Genomic DNA, 22,245 nt, shown 5'->3' on the forward strand with positions numbered 1-22,245 from the left:
ACCGGGGAATCCGAGCTGTATTGCGAGGGTAGCGGCAAGGTCGGCTCGGCGCAGCCGTTGGTTGAGGGTGTCGAGCGGCTGCGGGTCAGGTACTGGCTAGCCGGGGCTCAAAGTGCCCTCGACGCATCCGCGCTCGCGGCCGGCCAGTGGGTGGACGTCGTCGCGGTGGACCTGTGCGTTCTGGTGCGCGGTGCGCCACAGGGCCGTCGTACGCGCTATGTCGATTGCGACGGCGTGAGCGCGACAGGCGCGGATATGCGCGTGCGCCAGGCATTCTGGCGGCGCGTGGCCATCCGCAACAATGAGGGGAGCGGGCCATGACGCTCGGGCATACAAGGCGCGGCTGCTTTGCGAAGGGACGGAGATCGGCACATGGTTGTCCGGAGCTGCGAGGGGCGGGACGCGGGCAGCGTGCTGGACGCACCCTTCCCGGCGGCCGCGTTGCGCGGATTCGCGGTACCGCGTTGCCGGTGGTGCTGCTGATCGCGTCGATGATGCTGACAACGTCTGCCGCGTGGTTCGAGGCTTCGTTGGCAGCGGCACGGGGCGTCGCCGACTTGCGCGACACGCTGCAGGCGTTCCACGCCGCCGACTCGGCGCTGACCATTTGCGCGCAAGCGGTGCTAGCGGGTACCGCGCCGGTTACGGCCCGCGTCGCCAATGGCACTGAACCGGTCACGTGGAAACTGGCCGCGGCATTTGCAGCAGGTGCGTTTGCCCCCTTTGCCCAGTGGCCCGGGTCGGCTCGGCCGCCCCAGTGCCTGGTGGAAGCCTGGCGTTTGAGCGCGCGTCCCGAAGTTCCTGCCTATCTGGTGACAGCGCGCGGATTCGGCCGCAACGAGGAGTCGCAGGCATGGCTGCAAGTTGAGCTGGTTGTGGACGGCGATACGGTTGAGCGGCATTGGCGGCGGGTCGCTGCGCGGCCGTTTTAGATGAGCGGGGCCATATATGAACGTTTTCCCGGAGGCTTGGCATGAAGTCGAATGCATCTGCCTTTACTCTGCTCGAACTGGTCATTGCGCTGGCGATCGCATCAATCCTGGTGATGTACGCGGTGCCTTCGTATCGCAGCCATGTTGCACGTTCGCATCGGGTCGATGCGGCGTCCGCGCTGTATCGCGCGGCGCAGTTCATCGAAGCCGGCACCCCAGGCGACACGGTTCCGTTGCCGCCTGGCCTCGATCAGGCGCCATCGTTCGGGACAGCGGTGTACCGGCTGCGTACTTTGCCCGCTGATGATGCTAACGGCGGCTACGCGGTGGAAGCGCACCCGGTCGAGTCGGGGCCCATGCGCGACGACGCGTGCGGGACCTTCGTACTCGACGCGACAGGCTTGCGTTCAAATCGCTCAGTGGATGGAGCCGTGATGGGGGAAGCTGATACCTGCTGGAATACGCGGTGAATTCTTTGTGGGCCGCCTTCGGCCACAGGAAAGCCATGGGAAGACCAATGGAAAACTATGGGAAAGCCATTGGAAGACCTTGGCAAAACGTCAACCGCCGCTATCGGCACTATCCGTCGTATTGGGCGCCGAGCGTGAATCCTTCTTCATCTGTTGCCAGATGCGGTATGCCTCCCATGCCGCGAGCGCAAGGCTGCCCCACTTGAGGGCCGGCTTGGCGGTGGCCGCTACGGTCGCCCGCAATGGTTTGGCAAGCAGCAGTGACGCGATGGAACTCAGCAATGGATATTGCTTGAGCAACGCCCCGATGCCCGCGCCGGCGCCCTTGCCGGAACCGAAGCGCATTCCGGCAAAGCCTGGCACCACAAACTTGAGCCAGCTGAAGTGCGTGACCGCCTGACGTAAATCGACCGTGGCCTGTGCCAGCTCCATGCGTTCGACGTCCGCGCGCACCAGCAGCAGTTCCTTGCGCAACGCCCGCAGGTGTGGCGCGCTCAGGTCGCGGGAAGGCCGGCGTTTGTTGCGAAAGGCGGTATCGGAGTGGCTTGAGCTCATAGCGTGAAGATCGGCGGCAAGGTTAGACGTCAGAACAGCGCGGAACAACGGCAGAGGCGGCGACCGGGTCCACCGGCCGTACCCGGCCCGGCCTCACGGCTTGCGAAAAATCTCGCGGTCCTTCTCGAACTCGGCCAGGGTGGCTTCGAACACGATAGGCGAATTCACCAGGCCGTTGCGCGCCTTCAACGCGCACACCAAGGCAGCAATCGCGTAGACGACGGTGATGCCGGCCAGCGACTGCCACCGGTAGGTGTCCCAGAACGCAATGGCAACGAGTGCCGTCAGCGCGATCAGGGCCATCGTGGCGAGCATCATCGCGTCAAGTCCGAGAAACAGCACGCCCAGCAGGCGATCCTTTTCCTCGGCGAGTTCGATGCCGATCAATTCAAGCCGTGTTTGCAGAATTGCAAACACGGAACCGAAGATGCGGCGCAACGGACTGTGTTCCGCGCGCTGCGATTGTGTGTCGATCGTCATGGCGTGAGAGCGTTGCGCGAGAGATGCGCCTGAAGAAGCGGACCGGCCAGATGCGCCGGTCAACCTGTGTCAGCGGCGAGCCGGCAAACCCCTCCGGCAACGCCCACTGGTATTACTTGCGATTGATCAGCAGGCCGACCAGTACGCCGACACCTGCCGCAATACCGATTGACGCCCACGGATGCTCATGGACATAGTCGTCGGTTGCGCGAGCCGCTTTCTTGCCTTTCTCGACGACCACCACCTGCACGTCGGCCGCCTTCTCCTTGGCCTGTTTCAGGCGCGTAAGCGCCGTTTCACGCAGTTCGGAAGCGCGTTCGCCGGTGGCGCTCGCGGCCTGTTTCAGCAGGTCCTCAGCGTCCGCGAGGACGGTTTTGATATCCGACATCAATCTCTCCTTGTTGACTTCCGACATTTACAGCTCCCTTCTTGTATGCCACGCGTGAATCGTAACCAAAGAAACGGCCGCTGGCGAGCGCGCTGCGTACCCGCCAAAAACTGACGCTCACACTATCGCACGATCTGTTCCCGGGTTGGCGACAGGCGCGTGCTCCGTTCGCCCGGCACGGGGATACCAGATTCCAGATCACGATGGAGTTGATCTGTCCCGCAAAGTTTCCTCCATTCCAATGAAAATTACAAAAACTCATAAAGTTGCGACGCGATGTTGGTTGGAGGTTGTGCGCACGCTACCGTATGCTCTAAATTTGCGGAGTACCGCGGGCATGAGCCTCGGCGGCCCCTCCAACCCATCGGATCAAGGAGATCATTATGAGTCTGCGTCTTGGCGACATCGCGCCGGATTTCGAACAGGAATCGAGCATTGGCCGGATCAAGTTCCACGAATGGCTGGGCGATAGCTGGGGCGTGCTGTTTTCGCATCCGGCGGACTTCACGCCGGTCTGCACGACCGAACTCGGCCTGACGGCAAAGCTCGCCGGCGAATTCGAGAAGCGCAATGTGAAGACCATCGCGCTATCGGTCGACAATGCGGAGTCGCACAAGGAATGGATCAAGGACATCAACGAAACGCAAGCGGCCAGCGTCGGCTTTCCGATTCTGGCTGACGGCGACCGCAAGGTCTCCGAGCTTTACGACATGATCCACCCGAATGCGAACGAAACGCTGACGGTGCGCTCGCTTTTCGTGATCGACCCGAAGAAGAAAGTGCGTTTGATCATCACGTATCCGGCCAGTACCGGTCGTAATTTCGACGAAGTTCTGCGCGTGATCGACTCGCTCCAGCTCACCGACAACTATCAGGTCGCCACGCCCGGCAACTGGAAGCAGGGTGACGACGTGGTCATCGTGCCGTCCCTGAAGGACGAAGAGTTGATCAGGCAGAAATTCCCCAAGGGCTACAAGGCTTTGCGTCCGTATCTGCGCATGACCCCGCAGCCGAACAAGTAGGCGAAAGCAGCACTGTCAGGCCGGCGTAAAAGAAAAGGCCAACCTCATCGGGTTGGCCTTGGGTTTGCGCTGAACTTGCCCGCTACGAACCCCGCCGCTCCTGCCCGGACGGCGGGGTTTCTCATCTTCGCTCTCAGAACAGCACGCAGAACAGCACGCAGAACCACACTCAGAAAAACGCCTGAATCCCCGTTTGCGCGCGTCCAAGAATCAGCGCGTGAATGTCGTGGGTGCCTTCGTACGTATTGACGACTTCCAGATTCACCAGATGCCGCGCAATACCGAATTCGTCGGAGATGCCGTTGCCGCCGAGCATGTCGCGTGCAAGCCGCGCGATATCCAGCGCCTTGCCGCATGAGTTGCGTTTCATGATGGAGGTGATCTCTACGGCGGCGGTGCCCTCGTCCTTCATCCGGCCAAGGCGCAGCACGCCCTGCAGCCCGAGCGTGATTTCGGTCTGCATGTCGGCGAGCTTTTTCTGGATCAACTGGTTGGCGGCGAGCGGCCGGCCAAACTGCTTGCGGTCCAGCACGTACTGGCGCGCGGTACCCCAGCAGGCTTCCGCTGCGCCGAGCGCGCCCCATGAAATGCCATAGCGCGCCGAATTCAGGCAGGTGAACGGGCCTTTGAGGCCGCTCACCTTCGGCAGCATGTTCTCTTGCGGTACGAACACTTCGTCCATCACGACCTCGCCGGTGATGGACGCGCGCAAGCCCACCTTGCTATGAATGGTGGGCGCGGACAGGCCTTTCCAGCCCTTTTCGAGGATAAAGCCGCGAATCGCGTCCTTGCCGTTTTCCTCGAGCTTGGCCCACACGACGAACACGTCGGCGATCGGCGAATTGGTGATCCACATCTTCGCACCCGACAGCGAGAAGCCGCCGTCGACCTGCTTGGCCCGCGTAACCATGCTGCCCGGATCGGAGCCGTGATTCGGTTCGGTCAGGCCGAAGCAGCCGATCCACTCGCCGGTGGCGAGCTTCGGCAGGTACTTCGATTTTTGTGCGTCTGAGCCGAATTCGTAGATCGGCACCATCACCAGCGACGACTGCACGGACATCATCGAGCGGTAGCCCGAGTCGACGCGTTCCACTTCCCGCGCGATCAGGCCATAGCTCACATAGTTGAGACCCGGGCCGCCGTATTCTTCGGGAATGGTCGGCCCGAGCAGACCGAGCTCGCCCATTTCGCGGAAGATTTCGATGTCGGTCTTTTCATGGCGGAACGCTTCGAGCACGCGCGGCTGGAGCTTGTCCTGCGCGTAGGCCGCGGCGGCGTCGCGCACCATGCGTTCTTCTTCGGTGAGCTGGTGATCCAGCAACAGCGGGTCTTCCCAGTGAAACTGCGCGGCGTCGGCCATGGTGCGTATCTCCTGAATCGAATCTCGTATGACGTGCTGCAATAAATGACGCTGCTTGCGTCTGCTTGACTTTGGTTCCGCTGTGCGAAACAATGTTTTGCAAATGACACCCGAGTGTATCACCCGATGACGCCTGCATCCACCCCGCCTGAGCCGCTCGACGAGCGCAAATTCGTCGTCGCGCTCGCCCGCGGCCTTGACCTGTTGCGGGCGTTCCGGCCCGGCGAGACGCTGCTCGGCAACCGGGATTTCGTCGAGCGCACGGGGTTGCCGAAGGCGACGGTCAACCGTCTCGCATACACGCTGACGGTGCTCGGCTACCTGCGTTTTGATGAGACGCCCGGCAAATATGCGCTCGACGCCGGGGTGCTGTCACTGGGCTTCGCCCTGCTGTCGGGCACGGACACCCTGGAACTGGCCCGGCCGCATATGCGCACGTTCGCGCGTGAGGTGGGCGCGGCGGTCTCGCTGGGATGCCGCGACGGGCTCGACATGATCTACATGGAGACGATTCGCAGCGAGACCGCGCTGACGCTCGGGCTCGCGTCGGGATCGAAGCTCTCGATGCTCACCAGTTCAATGGGCCGCGCGTATCTGGCCGTGCAGCCGTCCGATGTGCGGGCCCCGTTACTGGCTGAACTGAAAAAGGCGGCGGGCAAGCAGGGCGCGGCGCTCGTCGCCGACGCGGTGAAGGAAATTGAAGCGTTCGCGCGGGAAGGCTGTTGCTACTCGTTCAGGGACTGGCACGACGACGTGAACGCGGTCGCGGTGCCGTTTCGCGAGCCGCGCGATGGGCGCTGGCTGGTGCTGAGTTGCAGCGGGCCGGCCTCGTCAATGGATGAAAACGTGTTTCGCGAGAACGTCGCGCCGCGTCTGAAGGCGCTCGCCCGGCGCCTGGGCGATACGGGCTAGCGCGGGGCGGGCATCAAACCCGGCCGTTAAAGCCAACCCTCAAACCGCCCCGTCATGACTATGCACAGCGAACAGCGGTCCCTGCACGAAGCGCACGTCGTACTGCTGGAGCAGGTCGAACTGCGCCTCGCTCGCTACCCGGTTGAAGATCAACGGAATCCTCAGCCGGTTGGCATAGCCCACCAGCGGCTTCACCATGCCGTCGCGCAACGCGAGTGCCGCATCCATCTTGATGAAATCGAGCCGCGCCATGTCCGAAACCGACAGGATCTGTCCCGCGTTCGGCAGATTGCCGGCGACCTTGAACCCGTACCGCTGATAGCTCTTGGTCAGATAACCCAGGAACGTGCGATGCGCGACCGCCGCCGCCGGCAGTTCGATCACGATACGCGACGGATTGAGTCCGAACGACACGAGCACGGTCGAGAAGTGCCGCCCGTGGTCGTACTTCACGCTCTTTAGCAAGCGCTCATGAACCCGCAGAAACAGCAGTCCATGACGTTGCGTGCCGAAGAAGTTGATCGCGTGCAGCGCGCGCGACATGCGGTCGAGTGCAACCAGTTCCGGGTCGTCCTCGATGCGGTCGAACGGATCGAACGGCTCGCCGTCGAGACGCAAGGTCACCGCCTGAAAGCCCAGCTCATCACCGAAACGATCCACGCTTTCCGGCGCCGACGACAACGACTGGGCAAGCGCATGCACGCTGATATCGAAGATCGGCTCGTAGGCGCTTGCCAGTGTCAGGCCGTCGAAATGCGCGAGCGCGGCGTCGTGATAAAGGCCTTCGCCCAACGCCAGATGCTCGCCGAGAAACGGATGTTCGGCGGCACGGGCGACGAGTTGAGGAACGGTCAGGGGGATCATGAATGAAGGGGGTGGCAGGTCTTTCGTATCAAAGCGCGGCCCTCGCCGCATTCAACGATGGTAGCAGTCCGCACCGCCGCGACATGAACAAAATGCTGATAACCATATCGGGGTTCGTACCGATGACGCAGGGTTAACGTTGATTTCACTATTCGTAATTCGTTTTACGATTCGTAAATCAACGACAGCCTAGGGTGGAGAAGTCCTGGGCGCGCTCTTCGTCATGCGTGTCGCGAGGCGTCGAACGGCGCGCCGTTCCACGCGGCCGCCGTGCCGGTCTACTGCCCGGCCTTACCACGGAGTATCTGGATGGACATCACACGTAGTTCCGCAAGTACCCACGCGGACAACCGTGCGCGGCAAGAGATCGAACCGGGCTACCAGTCCGGGTTCGCCAACGAATTCGCCACCGAAGCGCTGCCGGGCGCCCTGCCGCAAGGACGTAATTCGCCGCAGCGTGCGCCGTACGGCCTGTACACGGAACAGTTGTCGGGCACGGCCTTTACTGCGCCGCGCGGCCACAATCGCCGTTCATGGCTGTACCGGATCCGCCCGGCGGCGATGCATCGACCGTTCACGGCTGTGCCGCCGCATCGGCTGGTGGCGAACTTTCATGACGTGCCGCCGACGCCGCCCAACCAGTTGCGCTGGGACGCATTGCCGATGCCCGCCGAGCCGACCGATTTCATCGACGGCTGGGTGACGATGGCCGGTAACGGTTCGGCCGAGGCAATGCAAGGTTGCGCAATCCATCTGTATGCGGCGAACCGCTCGATGGAGGAGCGCTTTTTCTACAGCGCCGATGGTGAACTGCTGATCGTGCCGCAGGAAGGGCGCCTGCACATCGCGACCGAACTTGGGCGCCTCGAGGTGGAACCGTTCGAGATTGCCGTGATTCCACGCGGCGTTCGCTTCGCCGTGACCTTGCCCGACGGTACGGCGCGCGGCTACCTCTGCGAGAACTTCGGTGCCTTGTTGCGCCTGCCGGATCTCGGGCCGATCGGCTCAAACGGCCTCGCGAATCCGCGCGACTTTCTGACGCCGCACGCCGCATACGAAGACCGCGAGGGCGCGTTCGAACTGGTCGCGAAGATGAACGGCAATCTGTGGCGCGCGGAGATGGGCCATTCGCCGCTTGACGTTGTCGCGTGGCACGGCAATTACGCACCGTACAAGTACGACCTGCGCCGCTTCAACACCATCGGTTCGATCAGTTTCGATCATCCGGATCCGTCCATCTTCCTCGTGCTGCAGTCGCAAAGCGACACGCCCGGCGTCGATTCGCTCGACTTCGTGATTTTTCCGCCGCGCTGGCTTGCCGCTGAAGATACTTTCCGGCCGCCCTGGTTTCATCGCAATGTGGCGAGCGAATTCATGGGTCTCGTGCACGGCGTGTATGACGCGAAGGCCGAGGGCTTTGTGCCAGGCGGGGCGAGCCTGCACAACTGCATGTCGGGCCACGGTCCGGATGCGGACACTTTCGAAAAAGCATCCAAGAGCGATACCTCGACGCCGAGGAAAGTCAGCGACACCCTGGCCTTCATGTTCGAAACGCGTACGTTGATCAAGCCGACGCGTTTTGCGCTCGAAACAGCGCAATTGCAGGCGCATTACTACGAGTGCTGGCAAGGTCTGAAGAAGCATTTCAACCCGCAGCAACGCTAGGCGCCGCGAGCGTCTTCAGGCCGCGCGCGACGCGTCTCGGCAGGCTGGCCGTGCTACGCGACGCGGTACACGCCGCGCTGCTCGGCGCGCGCCAGCCGGTTAGCCGGCCACTGCCATGCGCTGGGTGCGGCGCTCCAGCGATGCAGACCACAGCGTCAAACCGAGCGCGCCGAGAGCGGCGGCCACCCCGACCCACGGCAGCGTGGTGAGCGGCGCACCCGCGCCGATGGCCATGCCGCCAAGCCACGCGCCCGTCGCGTTGCCCAGGTTGAAGGCGCCCTGATTGAGCGTCGACGCAAGGTTCGGTGCGTGGCTCGCGCGATCGACGATGAGCATCTGCAGCGGCGGCACGATTGCAAACGCGAGCACGCCCCACGCGAAGATGGTGATCATCGCGGGCACGGCGGAATGCATGGTGCCGGCGAAGACCGTCAGGACCACGACGATGGCCAGCAGGAATGCCACCAGCGACGGCATCAGGCGCCAGTCAGCCAGCTTGCCGCCGAGCGTGCTGCCCACCGTGAGACCGAGGCCGAACAGCAGCAGCACCAGCGTGACCGCGTGCGGCGTGAAGCCGGTGACGTCTTCGAGAATCGGCGTGATGTAGGTGAAGGTGGAAAAGAGGCTAGCCGAAGCGAGCACGCTGATGCCGAGCACCATCAGCACCTGCGGATTCTTCAGCACACCGAACTCGCGCACGAGGCTGGCCTTTTGCATGTCGATCTTCGCGGGCAGAAAGACGGCCAGCGCCGCCGCAGCCAGAATGCCGATGCCGGTCACCGCCCAGAACGTGGCGCGCCAGCCGACCGCCTGGCCGAGCGCGGTGCCGAGCGGCACGCCCAGCACATTGGCAAGCGTGAGGCCGGTGAACATCAACGCGATGGCCTGCGCGCGCCGGTTTGGCGCGACGAGTCCGGCCGCCACCACCGAGCCGATGCCGAAGAAGGCGCCGTGACAAAACGCCGTGACGATGCGCGCGCCCATCAGCACCGCGTAGCCGGGCGCCACGGCGCACAGCAGATTGCCGACGATGAACACGCCGATCAGGCTCATCAGTGCCTTCTTGCGTGGCATGTTGGCGACCGCGATGGCGACGATCGGCGCGCCGATCGTCACGCCGAGTGCATACGCCGAGACCAGCATGCCGGCCGCCGGGATCGATACGGCGAGGTCGCGCGCGACGTCGGGCAGCAGCCCCATGATGACGAACTCGGTGGTACCGATTCCAAACGCGGCAACGGCGAGGGCAAGCAGGGGCAAAGGCATGATGGGGAGGTCAGACGAATTCGCGCGATGCGCGTAGCCGGCGCACGTTTCGAAGCAAAACGCGGGCGCCGCCAGGGTAAGGCAGTAGGGGATTCTACCTAAGACAAATCTGCGCAGGTGGGGTGTCAGCGAAGTGTTGTTTTTTGCAGAATCGAGCGGTGCGTGCGTAACCGATGCGCATGAATCGGCCCTGAATTCAAGGCTTAAATGAACACCGGAGCTGACGGAGTGAGCCGGAACATCGGCGTGACGATTCAGGCTTTTCCTGCCGACCGGCGGGCAGAAAATTCGGCGCCATGGCGGCCTGCCCCGGCGGCAAATCGCGACGCGCCCGCCATGCCTTCGCTGAACACGACTTCATATCCACCGGCGCCTTCACGCCGCAAGGCTTCCTGCTGATCGGCGAGCGGACTATTTTCGAAGGCCGAGCGACGATCCGCCAGCAGCGCGCCTTGTGGAAACGCGGCCAGTTCCGCCGCCAGTTGCTCGGCTGCCGCGCGCGCCGTGCCGGTGGGCACCACGCGGTTCGCAAGACCGAAAGTGAGGGCTTCGCGCGCGTCGAGGGCGCGCCCGGTCAGGATCAGGTCCAGCGCGCGTGAGAGTCCGATCAGCCGCGGCAGGCGGATGGTACCGCCGTCAATTAGCGGAATGCCCACGCGCCGGCAGAACACACCCAGCACGGCATCTTCTTCGAGCACCCGCAGATCGCACATCGCCGCCAGTTCCAGACCACCCGCGACGGCGTATCCTGCAATAGCGGCAATCACGGGTTTGGTGAACGGCATACGCGTGGGGCCCATCGGTCCCGGGCCGCCACCGTCGGCGTGCAGTTCGTTGCGGCGGGTATCGTCGGCGAGCGCGCTCAGGTCGGCGCCCGCGCAGAACGTGCCGCCTGCGCCGAACAGCACTGCGGCGCGCCACGCGGGTTCGGCTTCGAAGCGTGCGAAGGCGGCGCTGAGCGCATCGGCGGTCGGCCGGTCCACAGCGTTGCGGCAAGCCGGCCGGTCCAGCACGATGGTGGCAACCGCATGGCGCGCTTCGATCCTGACGTGATCACCGAAACTTTCGTTCAGGTTTTCCGCGAGGTTGTCCGTAGTCATGGCTGTCTCCGTGGCCGTCCGGAAGCGTCGACGGCGTTGCTGGATCCGCGGTTCTATGCGGTCCGGTTAATGCGTGAAGATGTCATATATTTTTCACGTGCGAACCGTAGCGTAAGCGATCTTTTTAACGTGTCGGAGCGTGTGCTCCGGCTCAACGAGTTTGCACTTGTCCTTGTCCATGTCATCGCCCCCGTCGAGCCCCGATCCGTCCAGCGCGGAACCCGTATGGATCGTTCCGCTGCCTGAACACCCCTGGTACGATCACGTGCGGCTAAAGCGCGTGTTCGTTGCCGACGGTACGCGACATCAGGTCGTGCTCGTCGATGCCCGCAGGCTCCTGTGTTGCGCCGATCGCGATAACACCGACTATGTTCTGAAACCTGTCAACGAGTGGCACTCGGGCAAAGTACGCGGCATCCGCGAGTTCCTCGATCCGGAGAACCCGCGCGTTCCGCAGATGCCGTATGTCACGGTATCGACGCGCCGCGCGCCGGGCCTGCTCGGATGGCTGGGTCTCGAACGTGAAGGGGTGGTGGCATTCCGCAATGGCCAGCATCGCGCGCGCTACCTGGCCGATGCCGGCGCGCGCTGGTTTCCGGTCGAAGTGCATGAGCGGGAGGCGGCGTTGCTGCGCGAAGTGTGCGGCGCGGCGGACGACGCCCGCACCGCGATTCGCGCGACCAAGGAAAACCCGGCGCGCTAGCAGACCAGGCTCAGCTTCGTGCCAGCACCACATTGCGTGGCGTGCCGTCGTGCCAGGCCGCCACGTTGCCGAGTGTCGTCTGCGCGATTTCGTTCATCGCCTCACGCGTGAAAAACGCCTGGTGGGCGGTCACGATCACGTTCGGAAACATCAGAAGCCGCGCGAGCACGTCGTCCTGCAGCGGCCGGTTCGAGTGATCTTCGAAGAACAGACCGCCTTCTTCTTCGTAGACGTCGAGTCCCAGATTGCCCAGGTGGCCGCTCTTCAACGCACCGACCAGCGCATTGCTTTCGACGAGTCCGCCGCGCCCGGTGTTGATCAGCATCGCGCCGCGCTTCATCTTCGCGAGTGCCGCATCATTGATCAGATGATAGGTGGCCGGCAGCAGCGGACAGTGCAGACTGATGACGTCCGCCTCGGCAAGCAGCGTATCCAGCGGCACATAGCGCGCGCCGAGCGCGAGCAGGTCGTCGGCCGGCGTGCCCGGGTCGTACGCAAGGACCTGCATGCCGAAGCCCGCCATTATGCGGCCGAACACCCGGCCGATCATGCCCGTGCCGACCACGCCGACCGTCTTGCCGTGCAGGTCGAAACCGAGCAGGCCATTGAGCGAGAAGTCGCCTTCACGCGTGCGTGCCGCCGCGCGCGGCAGACGCCGGTTCAGCGCGAGGATCAGCCCGACTGCATGTTCGGCGACGGCATGCGGCGAGTACGCCGGCACGCGCACGACCGTGATGCCGAGCGCTTGAGCCGCAGCCAGATCCACATGATTGAAACCCGCCGAGCGTAGCGCGATCAGCCTCGTGCCGCCTTCGTGCAGCCGCGCGAGCACGCTTGCATCGGCGCTGTCGTTGACGAACGGACAGACCACTTCATAGCCATGCGCGAGGACCGCAGTTTCGGCATCGAGGTGCGATTCCTGAAAGTGCAGGTCGTAGCGATACGTCGCATTCGCTTCGTCGAACGTATCGCTATCGTATTGGCGGCTGCTGAACAGGATCATGCGCATGGGCTTCTCCGGAAACGGCGAACCCATAGTTTAGCGCTCCGAAAGCACCCGCAAGCTGGTCAGCCGCTCTTCGATGCGCGCCGCCGCCGCGATGGCCGCGGAGCTCACCGGGAGGTCCGGTGCATCAGCGGCCGCGGCTGCGCCGAGGCCGAAATGCTTGAGCGTATGGTCGACGAACGAACGGGTTTTGGCGGGCAGGAACTGACGGTTCGGGTAGATGATCGATATCCTGAGATCCGGGTCGTCCACCCTATGATCGGCCATCAGGCGCTTCAGGGCACCGGTCGCCAGATCGTCGGCGACCATCTGCCACGGCAGGATGGCGATGCCCATGCCGGCGAGCGCGCCGAGCCGCACCATCGGCGTGCTGTTGACGGTGTAGACGGGCTGCAGAACGACTTCATGCGCACGACGTTCCGGTCCGGTGAAATGCCATGCCGCGCTGCGTTGTTCGCTCGGCAATGCGATGACCGCATGCAGCGCGAGATGCTCGGGCGTGCGCGGCTCGTCATGCTCGGCGAGGTAGCCGGGCGCGGCGCACACCACCAGCGAATGCGTGCCGATAGACCGTTCCACCAGTTCGTGCTCCGCAGCTGTGAAGCCAGTGACGATGCCGACGTCATAACCGTCCTCCAGCAGGTCCACCCGCTCTTCGCTGATGGTCAGACGTACTTTGACCTTCGGATAAAGCCGCCGGAAGCTATCGAGCAAGGGCGTGAGCGACAGTAGCGAGAGCGCGCCGGAGGCGACGAGGCGCAATGTGCCGCCAGGTTCGGTGTGGGTATTGGCAAGGGCATTTTCGAGGCGATCGAGTTCTTCGAGCAGACCGCGGCAGCCTTCCAGATAGCGCGCACCGGCTTCGGTCAAGGCCAGATTGCGGGTGGTACGGTTGATCAGACGAGTCTTCAGATGGGCTTCGAGTGTGGCAATGGACCGCGTGACGAGCGCATTCGACACGGCGAGTTGCTTGGCGGCGCGGCGAAAGCTCTCTGCTTCGGCCACTCTCACGAAAACGCGCATTGCATGAATCTGGTTCATTGCTATTCGCCTCTCAGTTCGGGAAAGTCGCGCCGGCTATGTGTTCCAGCGGCGTTCCGGTCAAATGGGGAATCGTGAAAGCCTGTGGAGTGTTCCCTCTGTTTGAAAATAATATTGACTCTTACTCGCTATTACAATATCTATTGATGGTGGCCGGCAAATTTTCTCGGCGTGCGAAGAATTTACAAGTTGTCTAGTTCAGTAATCATCATTGACCGAATCTGCCTAATTAGATTAATAACGAGCACTGACCGTCTGTTTGAATAATGCCTTTTCGTGGTTGTTGGACAACTTCTCCGAGGAAGCGATGCGTTTCTACAATTCAGCGCAGATCAACAGCCGGTCGCTCTTTCACCGGGCCGTCGCAATAATGCATCTGGAGCCGGGTGCCCGGCGTGTCATCACGGTGCAATAAATTCCGACTGAAACAGGCCGATCGCAATCCGGCAGGTTCCGCTTGCGCCTTTGTGGTAAATGCAGAGAATAGATTTATAGAAATTTCAAGGTCGTTTTTCCTTATATTTTTCGAATCTACTGTATAGCGGTGAACTACAACATGATCAGCGAATTGCTCAGGTCGCAACCGGAGATCGCGCTGTTTGCGAGCCTCGCGCTTGGATATTTCATTGGTTCATTCAAGATCGGCCCGATTCAGCTCGGCGGCGTGTGCGGCACCTTGATCGTCGCATTGCTGTTGGGGCAAAGCGGCGCACGGCTGGCGCCGGATCTGAAAAACATTGCCTTTGCACTTTTCATCTTTGCGCTGGGCTTTACGGGTGGTCCGCAGTTCTTCGCCAATGTCGGACGGGGTTGGCGCTATGGCTTGCTGTCGGTCGTCGAAATCGTCGCCGTGCTGGTGCTGGTGATGATCGCGGTGGTCGTGCTGCGGCTCGACGTGGGCACGGCGGCGGGATTGCTGGCGGGCGCCGCGACCGAATCGGCCGTCATCGGGACGGCTTCGGAAGCGATTGGCAAGCTGGGTTTCGCGGATGCCGAAACGACCCGCTTGCAGGCCAACATCGTCACGGCCTACAGCGTCAGCTACCTGTTCGGGCTGATCACCATCGTGCTGTTCACCAGCCAGTTCGCGCCATTGCTGCTGCGTGTCAATCTGCGCGAGGAAGCCGAACGCGTGTGGCACAAGCTCGGTGGCGACGGCGCGCTCGATGAAGGTCAGCGCCTCGGCGCGCCCGCGCTGGTGAGCCGCGTATTCCGTGTGGCGCAGGCTGCCGGGGTCACGCTCGCGGCGCTCGAACAGCGCTTCAACTGCAATCTGACGGTCGAGCAGGTCGAACGCGACGGCGTAACGCTGCCGCTCGAGGCACATCTGATGCTGGCCGCGGGCGACATCGCGCTGGTCGCCGGACGACGCGAGGCGCTCGTCGCGGCCGCGCCGGCAATCGGCACGGAAGTGGCCGATCGACGTTTCGATGCCCTGATCGCCGAACGAGTGGACGTCGTGCTGACGCGCCGCGAGGCACATGGCCTGACGGTCAGGCAGCTCCGCGAACGGGCCACGCCCGAAGAGGGGCACGGCGTCTACATCGCCGCGGTCACACGTCTGGAGACGACGGTACCCGCGTTGCCCGGCACCGAGCTGAACCGCGGCGACGTCCTGACCCTGGTGGGCGCGAAAGCGGACGTGGCGCGCGGCGCGCGCCTGCTCGGTTACGTGCTGCCCGCCACGCAGAAGACCGACTTCGTCTATCTCGGCTTGGGCGTGCTGGTCGGGATGGCGATCGGGCATCTGGGCGGCAAGATCGGCGGCGTCTCGGTTGCGCTGGGTACGGGTGGGGGTTGTCTGTTGTCCGGACTGCTGTTCGGCTGGATCCGCTCGCGCTATCCGCTGATCGGCTCGCTGCCGTCCGCAGCAGCGCAGATCCTGAAGGACTTCGGACTGGCCACCTTCATCGCGGCAGTCGGGCTCTCGGCTGGGCCCGACGCCATCAAGCTGGTCCGGGAGTACGGCATTGCGTTGCCGTTCGTCGGCATCCTGATGGTGCTGGTGCCTGGGATGCTGTCGCTGTGGATCGGCCGCGCGTTCCTCAAACTGGAGGCGCCGATGCTGCTCGGCGCGATCGCCGGGCAGCAGTGCAGCACGCCCGCCATCAGCGCGCTGGTCGGCGTCACGGGTAATTCGACGCCGGTGATCGGCTACACGATCACCTACGCACTTTCCAACATCCTGCTGCCGTTGATGGGGCCCGTGGTCGTCGGGCTGGCCGGCAAGTTCGGATGAACCGCACACGCGCCGCGCGGCATCCGGTTGCCGCGCCGGCCGTACGAGTTAGCGCAGTCAGGGCCGCGGGCGGCGATGCCACGACCTCCGCCGGCAATTACACGAAGTTAGTGGGCCACCATTCATAGCGAGGGCACGATGGACTGGATACACAACATCTTTCATAAGTCACCTGAAATCGCGCTATTTCTCTCCCTGGCGGTGGGTTACTACATCGGCCAGATCAACTTCGGCAAATTCCAGTTGGGCGGCGTGGGTGGATCGTTGCTCGCGGCGGTGGTGATCAGCCAGTTCGGCGTCACGATCGACAACGGCGTGAAGTCAGTCATGTTTGCCGTATTCATCTATGCGGTGGGCTACGACTCGGGTCCGGGCTTTTTCAATTCACTGAGCCGCAAGACGCTGCGTGAGATTGCGATGGCGATCTTCCTCGCGGCGTCGGCGCTGATCACGGTGCTGATCTGCGCCAAGCTGTTTCATCTCAACAAGGGGCTCGCCGCGGGGCTCGCGGGCGGCGCGCTGACGCAGTCGGCCATCATCGGCACGGCGGGCGATGCGATTGCGCGTCTCGACTTGCCAGCCGATCAGATCAAGTCGATGCAGTCCGACGTCGCCATTGCGTATGCCGTGACTTACGTGTTCGGCTCGCTCGGGGCGATCATCGTCTGCGTGAATATCCTGCCGAAGTTCATGGGGCAGGACTTGCGCTCGGCGGCGCTCGAAGCGGAGCGCGATCTGGCGGGCAGCGCGCCCACCCGTGCCGCGGGGCAACTCTCCGCGCTGCCGGACATGGTGGGCCGGGCGTACCGCGTGCAGACCGGTGCGGGGCGAAAAGTTTCGGAGATCGAACTGAGTCAGAACGATCTCGTCACCATCGAACGCATCCGGCGTAACGGCAAGGCGCTCGATCCAACGCCTGATCTCGTGCTGGAAAAAGAGGACGTGGTGCTGGTGGTCGGCCGTCGCGAGGGCGTGGTGGGCCTGTGGAGCGTGATTGGCGACGAGCTTGCGGAGACCGGCGACGTCAGCGTCGTGATGCAGACCCGCCAGGGCGTCTTCACGCGCAAAGGCATGAACCACACGACGATCGCCGAGGTGCGTGCCAACGTGGATCGTGATTTGCGCCATGGCGTCTTTATCGAAGGCGCGACGCGGGCCGGCCAGCCGCTGCCCATCCTGCCGGAAACGAAGCTCGAGCACGGCGACGTGATCACGTTCTACGGCTCGCCGAAAGACACGAGGCGCGCAGTCGATGCCGCCGGCTACGAATTGCCGTACACCAACAAGACCGACTTCATCTACATGGGCGTCGGTCTGGTGCTCGGTCTGCTGATCGGTCTGATCGTGGTCAACGTCGCGGGTATTCCGCTCACGCTCGGCTCGGGCGGCGGCTGTCTGCTCGCCGGCTTGCTGTTCGGCTGGATGCGCGGCAAGCATCCGATGTACGGCGTCATGCCGCCCGCCGCCTCGCGCTTGCTGCAGGATTTCGGGCTGGCCGCCTTCGTCGCGGTGGTGGGTCTGAATTCCGGGCTGCAGGCGGTGGTTACGATCAAACAGCTGGGTATAACGATCTTTCTGCTCGGCGTGTTCGTCACCTTGTTCCCGTTGCTGCTGACCATGCTGTTCGGTCGCTACGTGCTCGGCTACAAGAATGCGGCGCTGCTGGCCGGCGCGCTGTCCGGTTCGCGCAGTGCGAATCCGGCTTTTGGCGGCGTGCTCGACAAGGCGGAAAGCGCGGTGCCCACCGTGCCGTTCGCCATCACCTATGCAATTGCAAACGTGGCGCTGACGTTGCTGGGCCCACTCGTCGTGGGGCTCGTCTAGCGCGGCACGCAGTTCGCGTCACTGCATTCCTTCACGCCGGCGCCGCCGCACGGTGCGCCTCACGCCGGCGCATTTCACCCTCGCACTGGAGAACGCATCATGGCAAAAGGCAAAAGCGACAACGAGCGGGCGAAGCTCGCAGCACTCAGCCCGTTCGAACTGAAGGATGAACTGATCAAGGCGGCAGGCGGCAGCGCGGTAGAGCGCCCGGCGAACGTGGCGATGCTCAACGCCGGCCGCGGCAACCCGAACTTCCTCGCGATTATTCCACGTCACGGGTTCTGGCAGCTCGGCCTGTTTGCGATGCGCGAATCGGAGCGTTCGTTTGCATTCATGCCGGAAGGCGTGGGTGGCTTTCCACGCCGCGAAGGGCTGACCGAGCGTTTCGACCTGTTCCTGCGCGAAAACAAAGGGGTACCAGGTATCGACTTTCTACGCGGCGCGGTGTCGTATGTGCGCGATCAACTCGGACTTTCGGCAGGCGACTTCCTGTATGAAGTGTGCGAAGGCATTCTGGCTTCGAACTATCCCGTGCCGGACCGCATGCTGAAGCTCTCGGAGATCATCGTCGGGCAGTATCTGCGGCGCGAGATGATCGGCAAGCATCCCTTCGTTGGCGAGTTCGACATTTTCGCGGTGGAAGGCGGCACCGCGGCCATGACGTACATCTTCAACACGATGCGCGAAAACCGCCTGATCAAGGCCGGCGATACGATCGCGCTCGGCATGCCCATCTTCACGCCGTACATCGAGATTCCGCGCCTGAACGATTACCAGCTCAACGTGGTGAATCTCGAAGCCAGCGTGGAAAACAACTGGCAGTATTCGAAGAAGGAACTCGACAAGCTGCGTGACCCGAAGGTGAAAGCCTTCTTTCTCGTCAATCCGAGCAATCCGCCTTCAGTGAAGATCAACGACGAGAGCCTCGAATACATTGCCGAGATCGTCAAGGAACGCCCCGATCTGATCCTGCTGACGGACGATGTGTACGGCACCTTCGCGGACGACTTCGTTTCGCTGTTCGCCCTGGCGCCGCGCAACACCATCCTCGTGTACTCGTACTCGAAGTATTTCGGTGCGACCGGCTGGCGCCTCGGGGCCATCGCCACGCATCGCGACAATGTGCTCGACAAGCTGCTGGGCGAATTGCCGAAAGACGTGAAGAAGGAACTGCATCACCGCTACGAGTCCATCACGACTGAGCCGGACAAGCTCAAGTTCATCGACCGTCTGGTGGCGGACAGCCGCACCGTCGCACTGAATCACACGGCGGGTCTGTCGACCCCGCAGCAGGTGCAAATGGTGCTGTTCTCCCTGTTCTCGCTGATGGACACGCCGGACGCCTACAAGAACGCGTTGAAGCGTCTGATCCGCAAGCGCAAACAGGCGCTCTACGAGGAAGTCGGCATCTCGTTCGAGGATGACGATCCGAATCAGGTCGACTACTACACGATTCTCGATATCGAATTTCTCGGCGAGCGGATGTTCGGACGCGAGTTCGTGGATTGGCTGTTCAAGAACACCGAACCGTCCGAATTGCTGTTCCGTCTTGCACGCGAGGCGCGGGTGGTGCTGTTGCCGGGCCGCGGGTTCGGCACGCAGCACCCGTCGGGGCGCGTGTCACTGGCGAATCTCAACGAGTCCGATTACCGTCAGATCGGCCGCGCGATGCGCGAGCTGATCGAGGAGTATGTCGAACGCTTCAATGCGGCGACGGGCAAAAAGCTCGATAAACATGCGGTGAAATAACGTTTCGAGGTAACGCGGGCCCGCCCGGCTTTCGCAGGCCGCGCGGGCTTTTTCCTGCCACGGCGCGCGCTGGATTTTAGGGTGAATCGACGGCCTGATGGTTTGGATTGTTGACAGAAACGGCCAATATCGCGATGTATAAAAATAATATGTATTTGTTATGAAAGAAAACTGCAAATAAATGGCTATATAAAATATAAAGGTAATCGATCCGAATTTATATGGTGTCAAATATACTTGACAAAGAATGTCGTATGAAGAAAAATTGACCTGATGAAACGCGGTTGCGGGGATTTTAAAAACCGGTATCCACGTCGGATAGGGTGGTGCGGTGCGATTTCTTGCATCCCTGTGAACAATCGCCCAGATTGTTAATACCGTCGTATTGAATGCAATATTTCGGAATTTCGCTTAATTCGTCGACTTCGCCTGCATTGAAATTTGCGGTCGCTGCGCCGATTATTAGATAACCAGTCTGATCGAATTGAAGCGTTAACCGGGTGTTTTTCCAGTACCCAAAGGAGGCTGCGATGTCCAGCCTTAAAGCCAGGTGGGACACGCATCGGATTGGCGATGTCGTGTGCATCGTCGATATGGGCGGCGCCGTGAGGCTGATCGACTGCATCGACGAGATCGTCGTGAATCTGCGTATCGACGGCGCGATGCTCGGCATCAGACGCTGCCTCTGCTGTGATGTCGACGGAATGTGGGACGAGGTTCTGCTCTCCGAGTCGCAGGAGTTTCTCGGCTTTGCGGCCGCGCGTTCCAATTCTCTTCACACGGCGCTATTGCTGGTCGGCTCCAGACGCTGTCCGCCAGAGCCTAGTCGCTGCAGCATCCGAAGCAAACAAACGGTTTGATCGAGGTTGTCAAAAAACTTGCACAATCGCGCGGTTCAGGGAATGATCAAAAAAGGCGGCCTCGCCAGCTTCAATGTTGGCGAGGCCGCTTGCACCTTCAGCACGTCAATGACACTGACTCTCACTGTACCGATCATGCCAACCACCACGTCCACGCCTGTACCTCGTCCGGACGTCGAATCGCTCGACGCCATCCTCCCCGAAGAACCGCTGCTGATGATGGGCGCCGGCCCCGTGCCGATTCCCGCCGCCGTCGCCAAGGCCAACACGGTCGTCATCAATCACCTGGGCGGCACGATGGTGAAGGTGATCGGGCAGGTCAAGACGATGGCGCGCTACGTATTCCAGACGCGTTCGAAATGGGTGCTGGGCGTGGCGGGACCCGGCTCGGCAGCCATGGAAATGGCCATCTCCAATCTCGCGTGGCAAGGCACGCGCGTGCTCAGCATCAAGAACGGCTTTTTCAGCGAGCGGATGGCCGAAATGGGACGGCGCGTCGGCGCGCAGGTCGCCACGCTGGATGTGGCGGACCGCGCAGTGGCGAGCCTCGATCAGGTAGCCGAGGCGATTCGGCGCGAGCGCCCGGAGATCGTGACGATCGTGCAGGGCGAAACGTCCAACACGGTGGTCAATCATCATCTGAAGGACATTGCGGCGCTGGCGAAGGCGGCCGGCGCGCTGGTGATCGTCGACGCCGTGTGCACCCTGAGCACCATGCCGCTCGAGATGGACGCATGGGGTATCGACGCCGTCATCACCGGTGGGCAGAAGGGCTTGTCGTCGATTCCGGGCGTGTCGCTGATTGCGTTTTCCGATGCGGCCTGGGAGCGGGTGAAGGGCCGCACCGCGCCGAACGCGCACTGGTGTCTCGATGCTTCGCTCGCGGAAAATTTCTGGCACAACGCCGGCTATCACTACACGGCACCGGTGTCGGGCGTGCTGGCATTGCACGAGGCGCTGCGCCTCGTGTGCGCGGAGACGCTGGAAAAGCGTTTCGCGCGGCATCTGAAGTGTTCGGTGGCGCTGCAGGAAGGCGTCACGGCGCTCGGTTTGCAGCTGTACACGCCGCGTGAGTGCCGGCTGAATTCGGTGGTCGGTATCGAGGTGCCGGCCGGCCTGAGCCCAGCGGATATCTGCGGGCATATCTCGCGGCAGCATCAGGTGGAAATCTCGGGTTCGTTCGGCCTGCCGATCGTGCGGATTGGTCAGATGGGCGAGCAGTGCCGCGAACACAACTTGTTCCGCACGCTTCACGCGTTAGGGCGCACGGTGCTGGATCTGGGCGTGCCGGTCGATTTGCCGGCGGGCGTCGCGGCGTTGGAGAAATCGCTCTCAGGTGGTTCCCGAGGAGCGGCGGCGCTGTAACACCGGTGTGCGAAAGAGAGCGCGGGTGAGCGGGGCGACCGCCCCGCGCTCGACGTGGCGTTCACATCACCGGTTGTTCATTGTTCCGGCCGGTTTGACGCAATTTGCCACTTTTAGGTGTCGGATCGTCGCTGAAGCCATCCGATTATTGGAGTAGAGCTTCAATATGCGACTGCACGCCACGGCCTTGATGCGCGTTTTCTTACTATTATTACAACTGAACGCTGACGCACGTCAAAGGTTGATAGGGCATTAGTGATCTCTCATGTGAGACTTCACGCCCCGCCTGTACTGGGGGTACCAAATGAGCAACACCACAAACATCGCGCACGACGAACGCCTCGCGCTGCTACAGGCGATTTCCACGGATATTCTCGGCATTGAGAGGCTCGCGCCGATCGGCAAGCCGACGGCGGATTTCCGCGTCATCGACATCGAACAACT

The 22,245-nt window shown here is 62.4% G+C and carries 21 protein-coding genes; 12 read left to right on the forward strand and 9 right to left on the reverse strand.

Annotated elements, in window-relative coordinates; all coding sequences use genetic code 11:
- The 3 genes from VGH41_RS00375 to VGH41_RS00385 form a co-directional block, all read left to right on the forward strand.
- Positions 1–321 (forward strand): PilW family protein (locus tag VGH41_RS00375; RefSeq protein WP_331595320.1); only part of this gene is annotated, 321 nt, incomplete at its 5' end.
- A complete protein-coding gene (locus tag VGH41_RS00380) occupies positions 318–932 on the forward strand; it encodes a hypothetical protein (RefSeq protein WP_331595321.1) in 615 nt (204 codons plus the stop codon). The genes VGH41_RS00375 and VGH41_RS00380, both read left to right, overlap by 4 nt.
- Positions 933–973: 41 nt before the next feature.
- Positions 974–1,402, forward strand: a complete 429-nt coding sequence (locus VGH41_RS00385) for a type IV pilin protein (RefSeq protein ID WP_331595322.1) — start codon at positions 974–976, stop codon at positions 1,400–1,402.
- A gap of 90 nt (positions 1,403–1,492) precedes the next feature.
- On the opposite strand, the gene VGH41_RS00390 is transcribed toward VGH41_RS00385, so the two are convergent.
- The 3 genes from VGH41_RS00390 to VGH41_RS00400 form a co-directional block, all read right to left on the reverse strand.
- Positions 1,493–1,957, reverse strand: a complete 465-nt coding sequence (locus tag VGH41_RS00390) for a DUF3318 domain-containing protein (protein ID WP_331595323.1) — start codon at positions 1,955–1,957, stop codon at positions 1,493–1,495.
- Between the two features lie 93 nt (positions 1,958–2,050).
- Positions 2,051–2,437 (reverse strand): phage holin family protein, encoded by a 387-nt coding sequence (locus VGH41_RS00395; protein ID WP_331595324.1) that lies wholly within the window; start codon positions 2,435–2,437, stop codon positions 2,051–2,053.
- Between the two features lie 112 nt (positions 2,438–2,549).
- On the reverse strand, positions 2,550–2,852 hold the full coding sequence (locus VGH41_RS00400; RefSeq protein ID WP_008919742.1) for a DUF883 family protein: 303 nt from the start codon (positions 2,850–2,852) through the stop codon (positions 2,550–2,552).
- A 356-nt stretch (positions 2,853–3,208) separates the two neighbouring features.
- On the opposite strand from VGH41_RS00400, the gene VGH41_RS00405 reads away from it, so the two are divergent.
- Positions 3,209–3,847, forward strand: coding sequence for a peroxiredoxin (locus VGH41_RS00405; RefSeq protein ID WP_331595325.1), 639 nt, complete (start codon positions 3,209–3,211; stop codon positions 3,845–3,847).
- Between the two features lie 169 nt (positions 3,848–4,016).
- Here VGH41_RS00405 and VGH41_RS00410 read toward each other — a convergent pair whose 3' ends face one another.
- Positions 4,017–5,207, reverse strand: coding sequence for an acyl-CoA dehydrogenase (locus VGH41_RS00410; protein ID WP_331595326.1), 1,191 nt, complete (start codon positions 5,205–5,207; stop codon positions 4,017–4,019).
- A gap of 126 nt (positions 5,208–5,333) precedes the next feature.
- Here VGH41_RS00410 and VGH41_RS00415 point away from each other — a divergent pair, with 126 nt between their 5' ends.
- On the forward strand, positions 5,334–6,119 hold the full coding sequence (locus tag VGH41_RS00415; RefSeq protein ID WP_331595327.1) for an IclR family transcriptional regulator: 786 nt from the start codon (positions 5,334–5,336) through the stop codon (positions 6,117–6,119).
- A 39-nt stretch (positions 6,120–6,158) separates the two neighbouring features.
- Here the strand turns inward: VGH41_RS00415 and VGH41_RS00420 are convergent, their stop codons facing one another.
- Positions 6,159–6,983: an EAL domain-containing protein gene (locus tag VGH41_RS00420; protein WP_331595328.1), complete on the reverse strand. Its 825-nt coding sequence runs from the start codon at positions 6,981–6,983 to the stop codon at positions 6,159–6,161.
- Positions 6,984–7,292: 309 nt separating this feature from the next.
- On the opposite strand from VGH41_RS00420, the gene hmgA reads away from it, so the two are divergent.
- Complete coding sequence (hmgA, locus tag VGH41_RS00425) at positions 7,293–8,648, forward strand: homogentisate 1,2-dioxygenase (RefSeq protein ID WP_331595329.1); 1,356 nt, start codon at positions 7,293–7,295, stop codon at positions 8,646–8,648.
- 99 nt (positions 8,649–8,747) lie between these two features.
- Here hmgA and VGH41_RS00430 read toward each other — a convergent pair whose 3' ends face one another.
- Together VGH41_RS00430 and VGH41_RS00435 are read right to left on the reverse strand one after the other, a co-directional pair.
- A complete protein-coding gene (locus VGH41_RS00430) occupies positions 8,748–9,914 on the reverse strand; it encodes an MFS transporter (protein WP_331595330.1) in 1,167 nt (388 codons plus the stop codon).
- Positions 9,915–10,168: 254 nt separating this feature from the next.
- A complete protein-coding gene (locus VGH41_RS00435) occupies positions 10,169–11,014 on the reverse strand; it encodes a crotonase/enoyl-CoA hydratase family protein (protein WP_331595331.1) in 846 nt (281 codons plus the stop codon).
- 178 nt (positions 11,015–11,192) lie between these two features.
- Here VGH41_RS00435 and VGH41_RS00440 point away from each other — a divergent pair, with 178 nt between their 5' ends.
- Positions 11,193–11,717, forward strand: a complete 525-nt coding sequence (locus tag VGH41_RS00440; protein WP_331595332.1) for a plasmid fertility inhibition factor family protein — start codon at positions 11,193–11,195, stop codon at positions 11,715–11,717.
- Positions 11,718–11,727: 10 nt separating this feature from the next.
- On the opposite strand, the gene VGH41_RS00445 is transcribed toward VGH41_RS00440, so the two are convergent.
- Both VGH41_RS00445 and VGH41_RS00450 read right to left on the reverse strand, forming a co-directional pair.
- Positions 11,728–12,726 (reverse strand): 2-hydroxyacid dehydrogenase, encoded by a 999-nt coding sequence (locus VGH41_RS00445; protein WP_331595339.1) that lies wholly within the window; start codon positions 12,724–12,726, stop codon positions 11,728–11,730.
- Between the two features lie 30 nt (positions 12,727–12,756).
- Positions 12,757–13,764: a LysR family transcriptional regulator gene (locus VGH41_RS00450; protein ID WP_331595333.1), complete on the reverse strand. Its 1,008-nt coding sequence runs from the start codon at positions 13,762–13,764 to the stop codon at positions 12,757–12,759.
- Between the two features lie 556 nt (positions 13,765–14,320).
- On the opposite strand from VGH41_RS00450, the gene aspT (VGH41_RS00455) reads away from it, so the two are divergent.
- From aspT (VGH41_RS00455) to VGH41_RS00475, 5 genes are all read left to right on the forward strand, one after another.
- Complete coding sequence (gene aspT, locus VGH41_RS00455; RefSeq protein ID WP_331595334.1) at positions 14,321–16,003, forward strand: aspartate-alanine antiporter; 1,683 nt, start codon at positions 14,321–14,323, stop codon at positions 16,001–16,003.
- Between the two features lie 138 nt (positions 16,004–16,141).
- A complete protein-coding gene (gene aspT, locus VGH41_RS00460) occupies positions 16,142–17,827 on the forward strand; it encodes an aspartate-alanine antiporter (RefSeq protein ID WP_331595335.1) in 1,686 nt (561 codons plus the stop codon).
- A 99-nt stretch (positions 17,828–17,926) separates the two neighbouring features.
- The gene (locus tag VGH41_RS00465) at positions 17,927–19,576 is read left to right on the forward strand and encodes a bifunctional aspartate transaminase/aspartate 4-decarboxylase (RefSeq protein ID WP_331595336.1); all 1,650 of its coding nucleotides are present in this window, start codon (positions 17,927–17,929) and stop codon (positions 19,574–19,576) included.
- 530 nt (positions 19,577–20,106) lie between these two features.
- Entirely contained in the window at positions 20,107–20,436 is a 330-nt protein-coding gene (locus VGH41_RS00470; RefSeq protein WP_331595337.1) for a hypothetical protein, read from the forward strand.
- Between the two features lie 135 nt (positions 20,437–20,571).
- Complete coding sequence (locus tag VGH41_RS00475) at positions 20,572–21,801, forward strand: pyridoxal-phosphate-dependent aminotransferase family protein (RefSeq protein ID WP_331595338.1); 1,230 nt, start codon at positions 20,572–20,574, stop codon at positions 21,799–21,801.
- The last annotated feature ends 444 nt before the right edge of the window (positions 21,802–22,245 follow it).

Origin of the sequence: Paraburkholderia sp. (genome assembly GCF_036488795.1) — a bacterium.
Classification (GTDB): Bacteria; Pseudomonadota; Gammaproteobacteria; order Burkholderiales; family Burkholderiaceae; genus Paraburkholderia.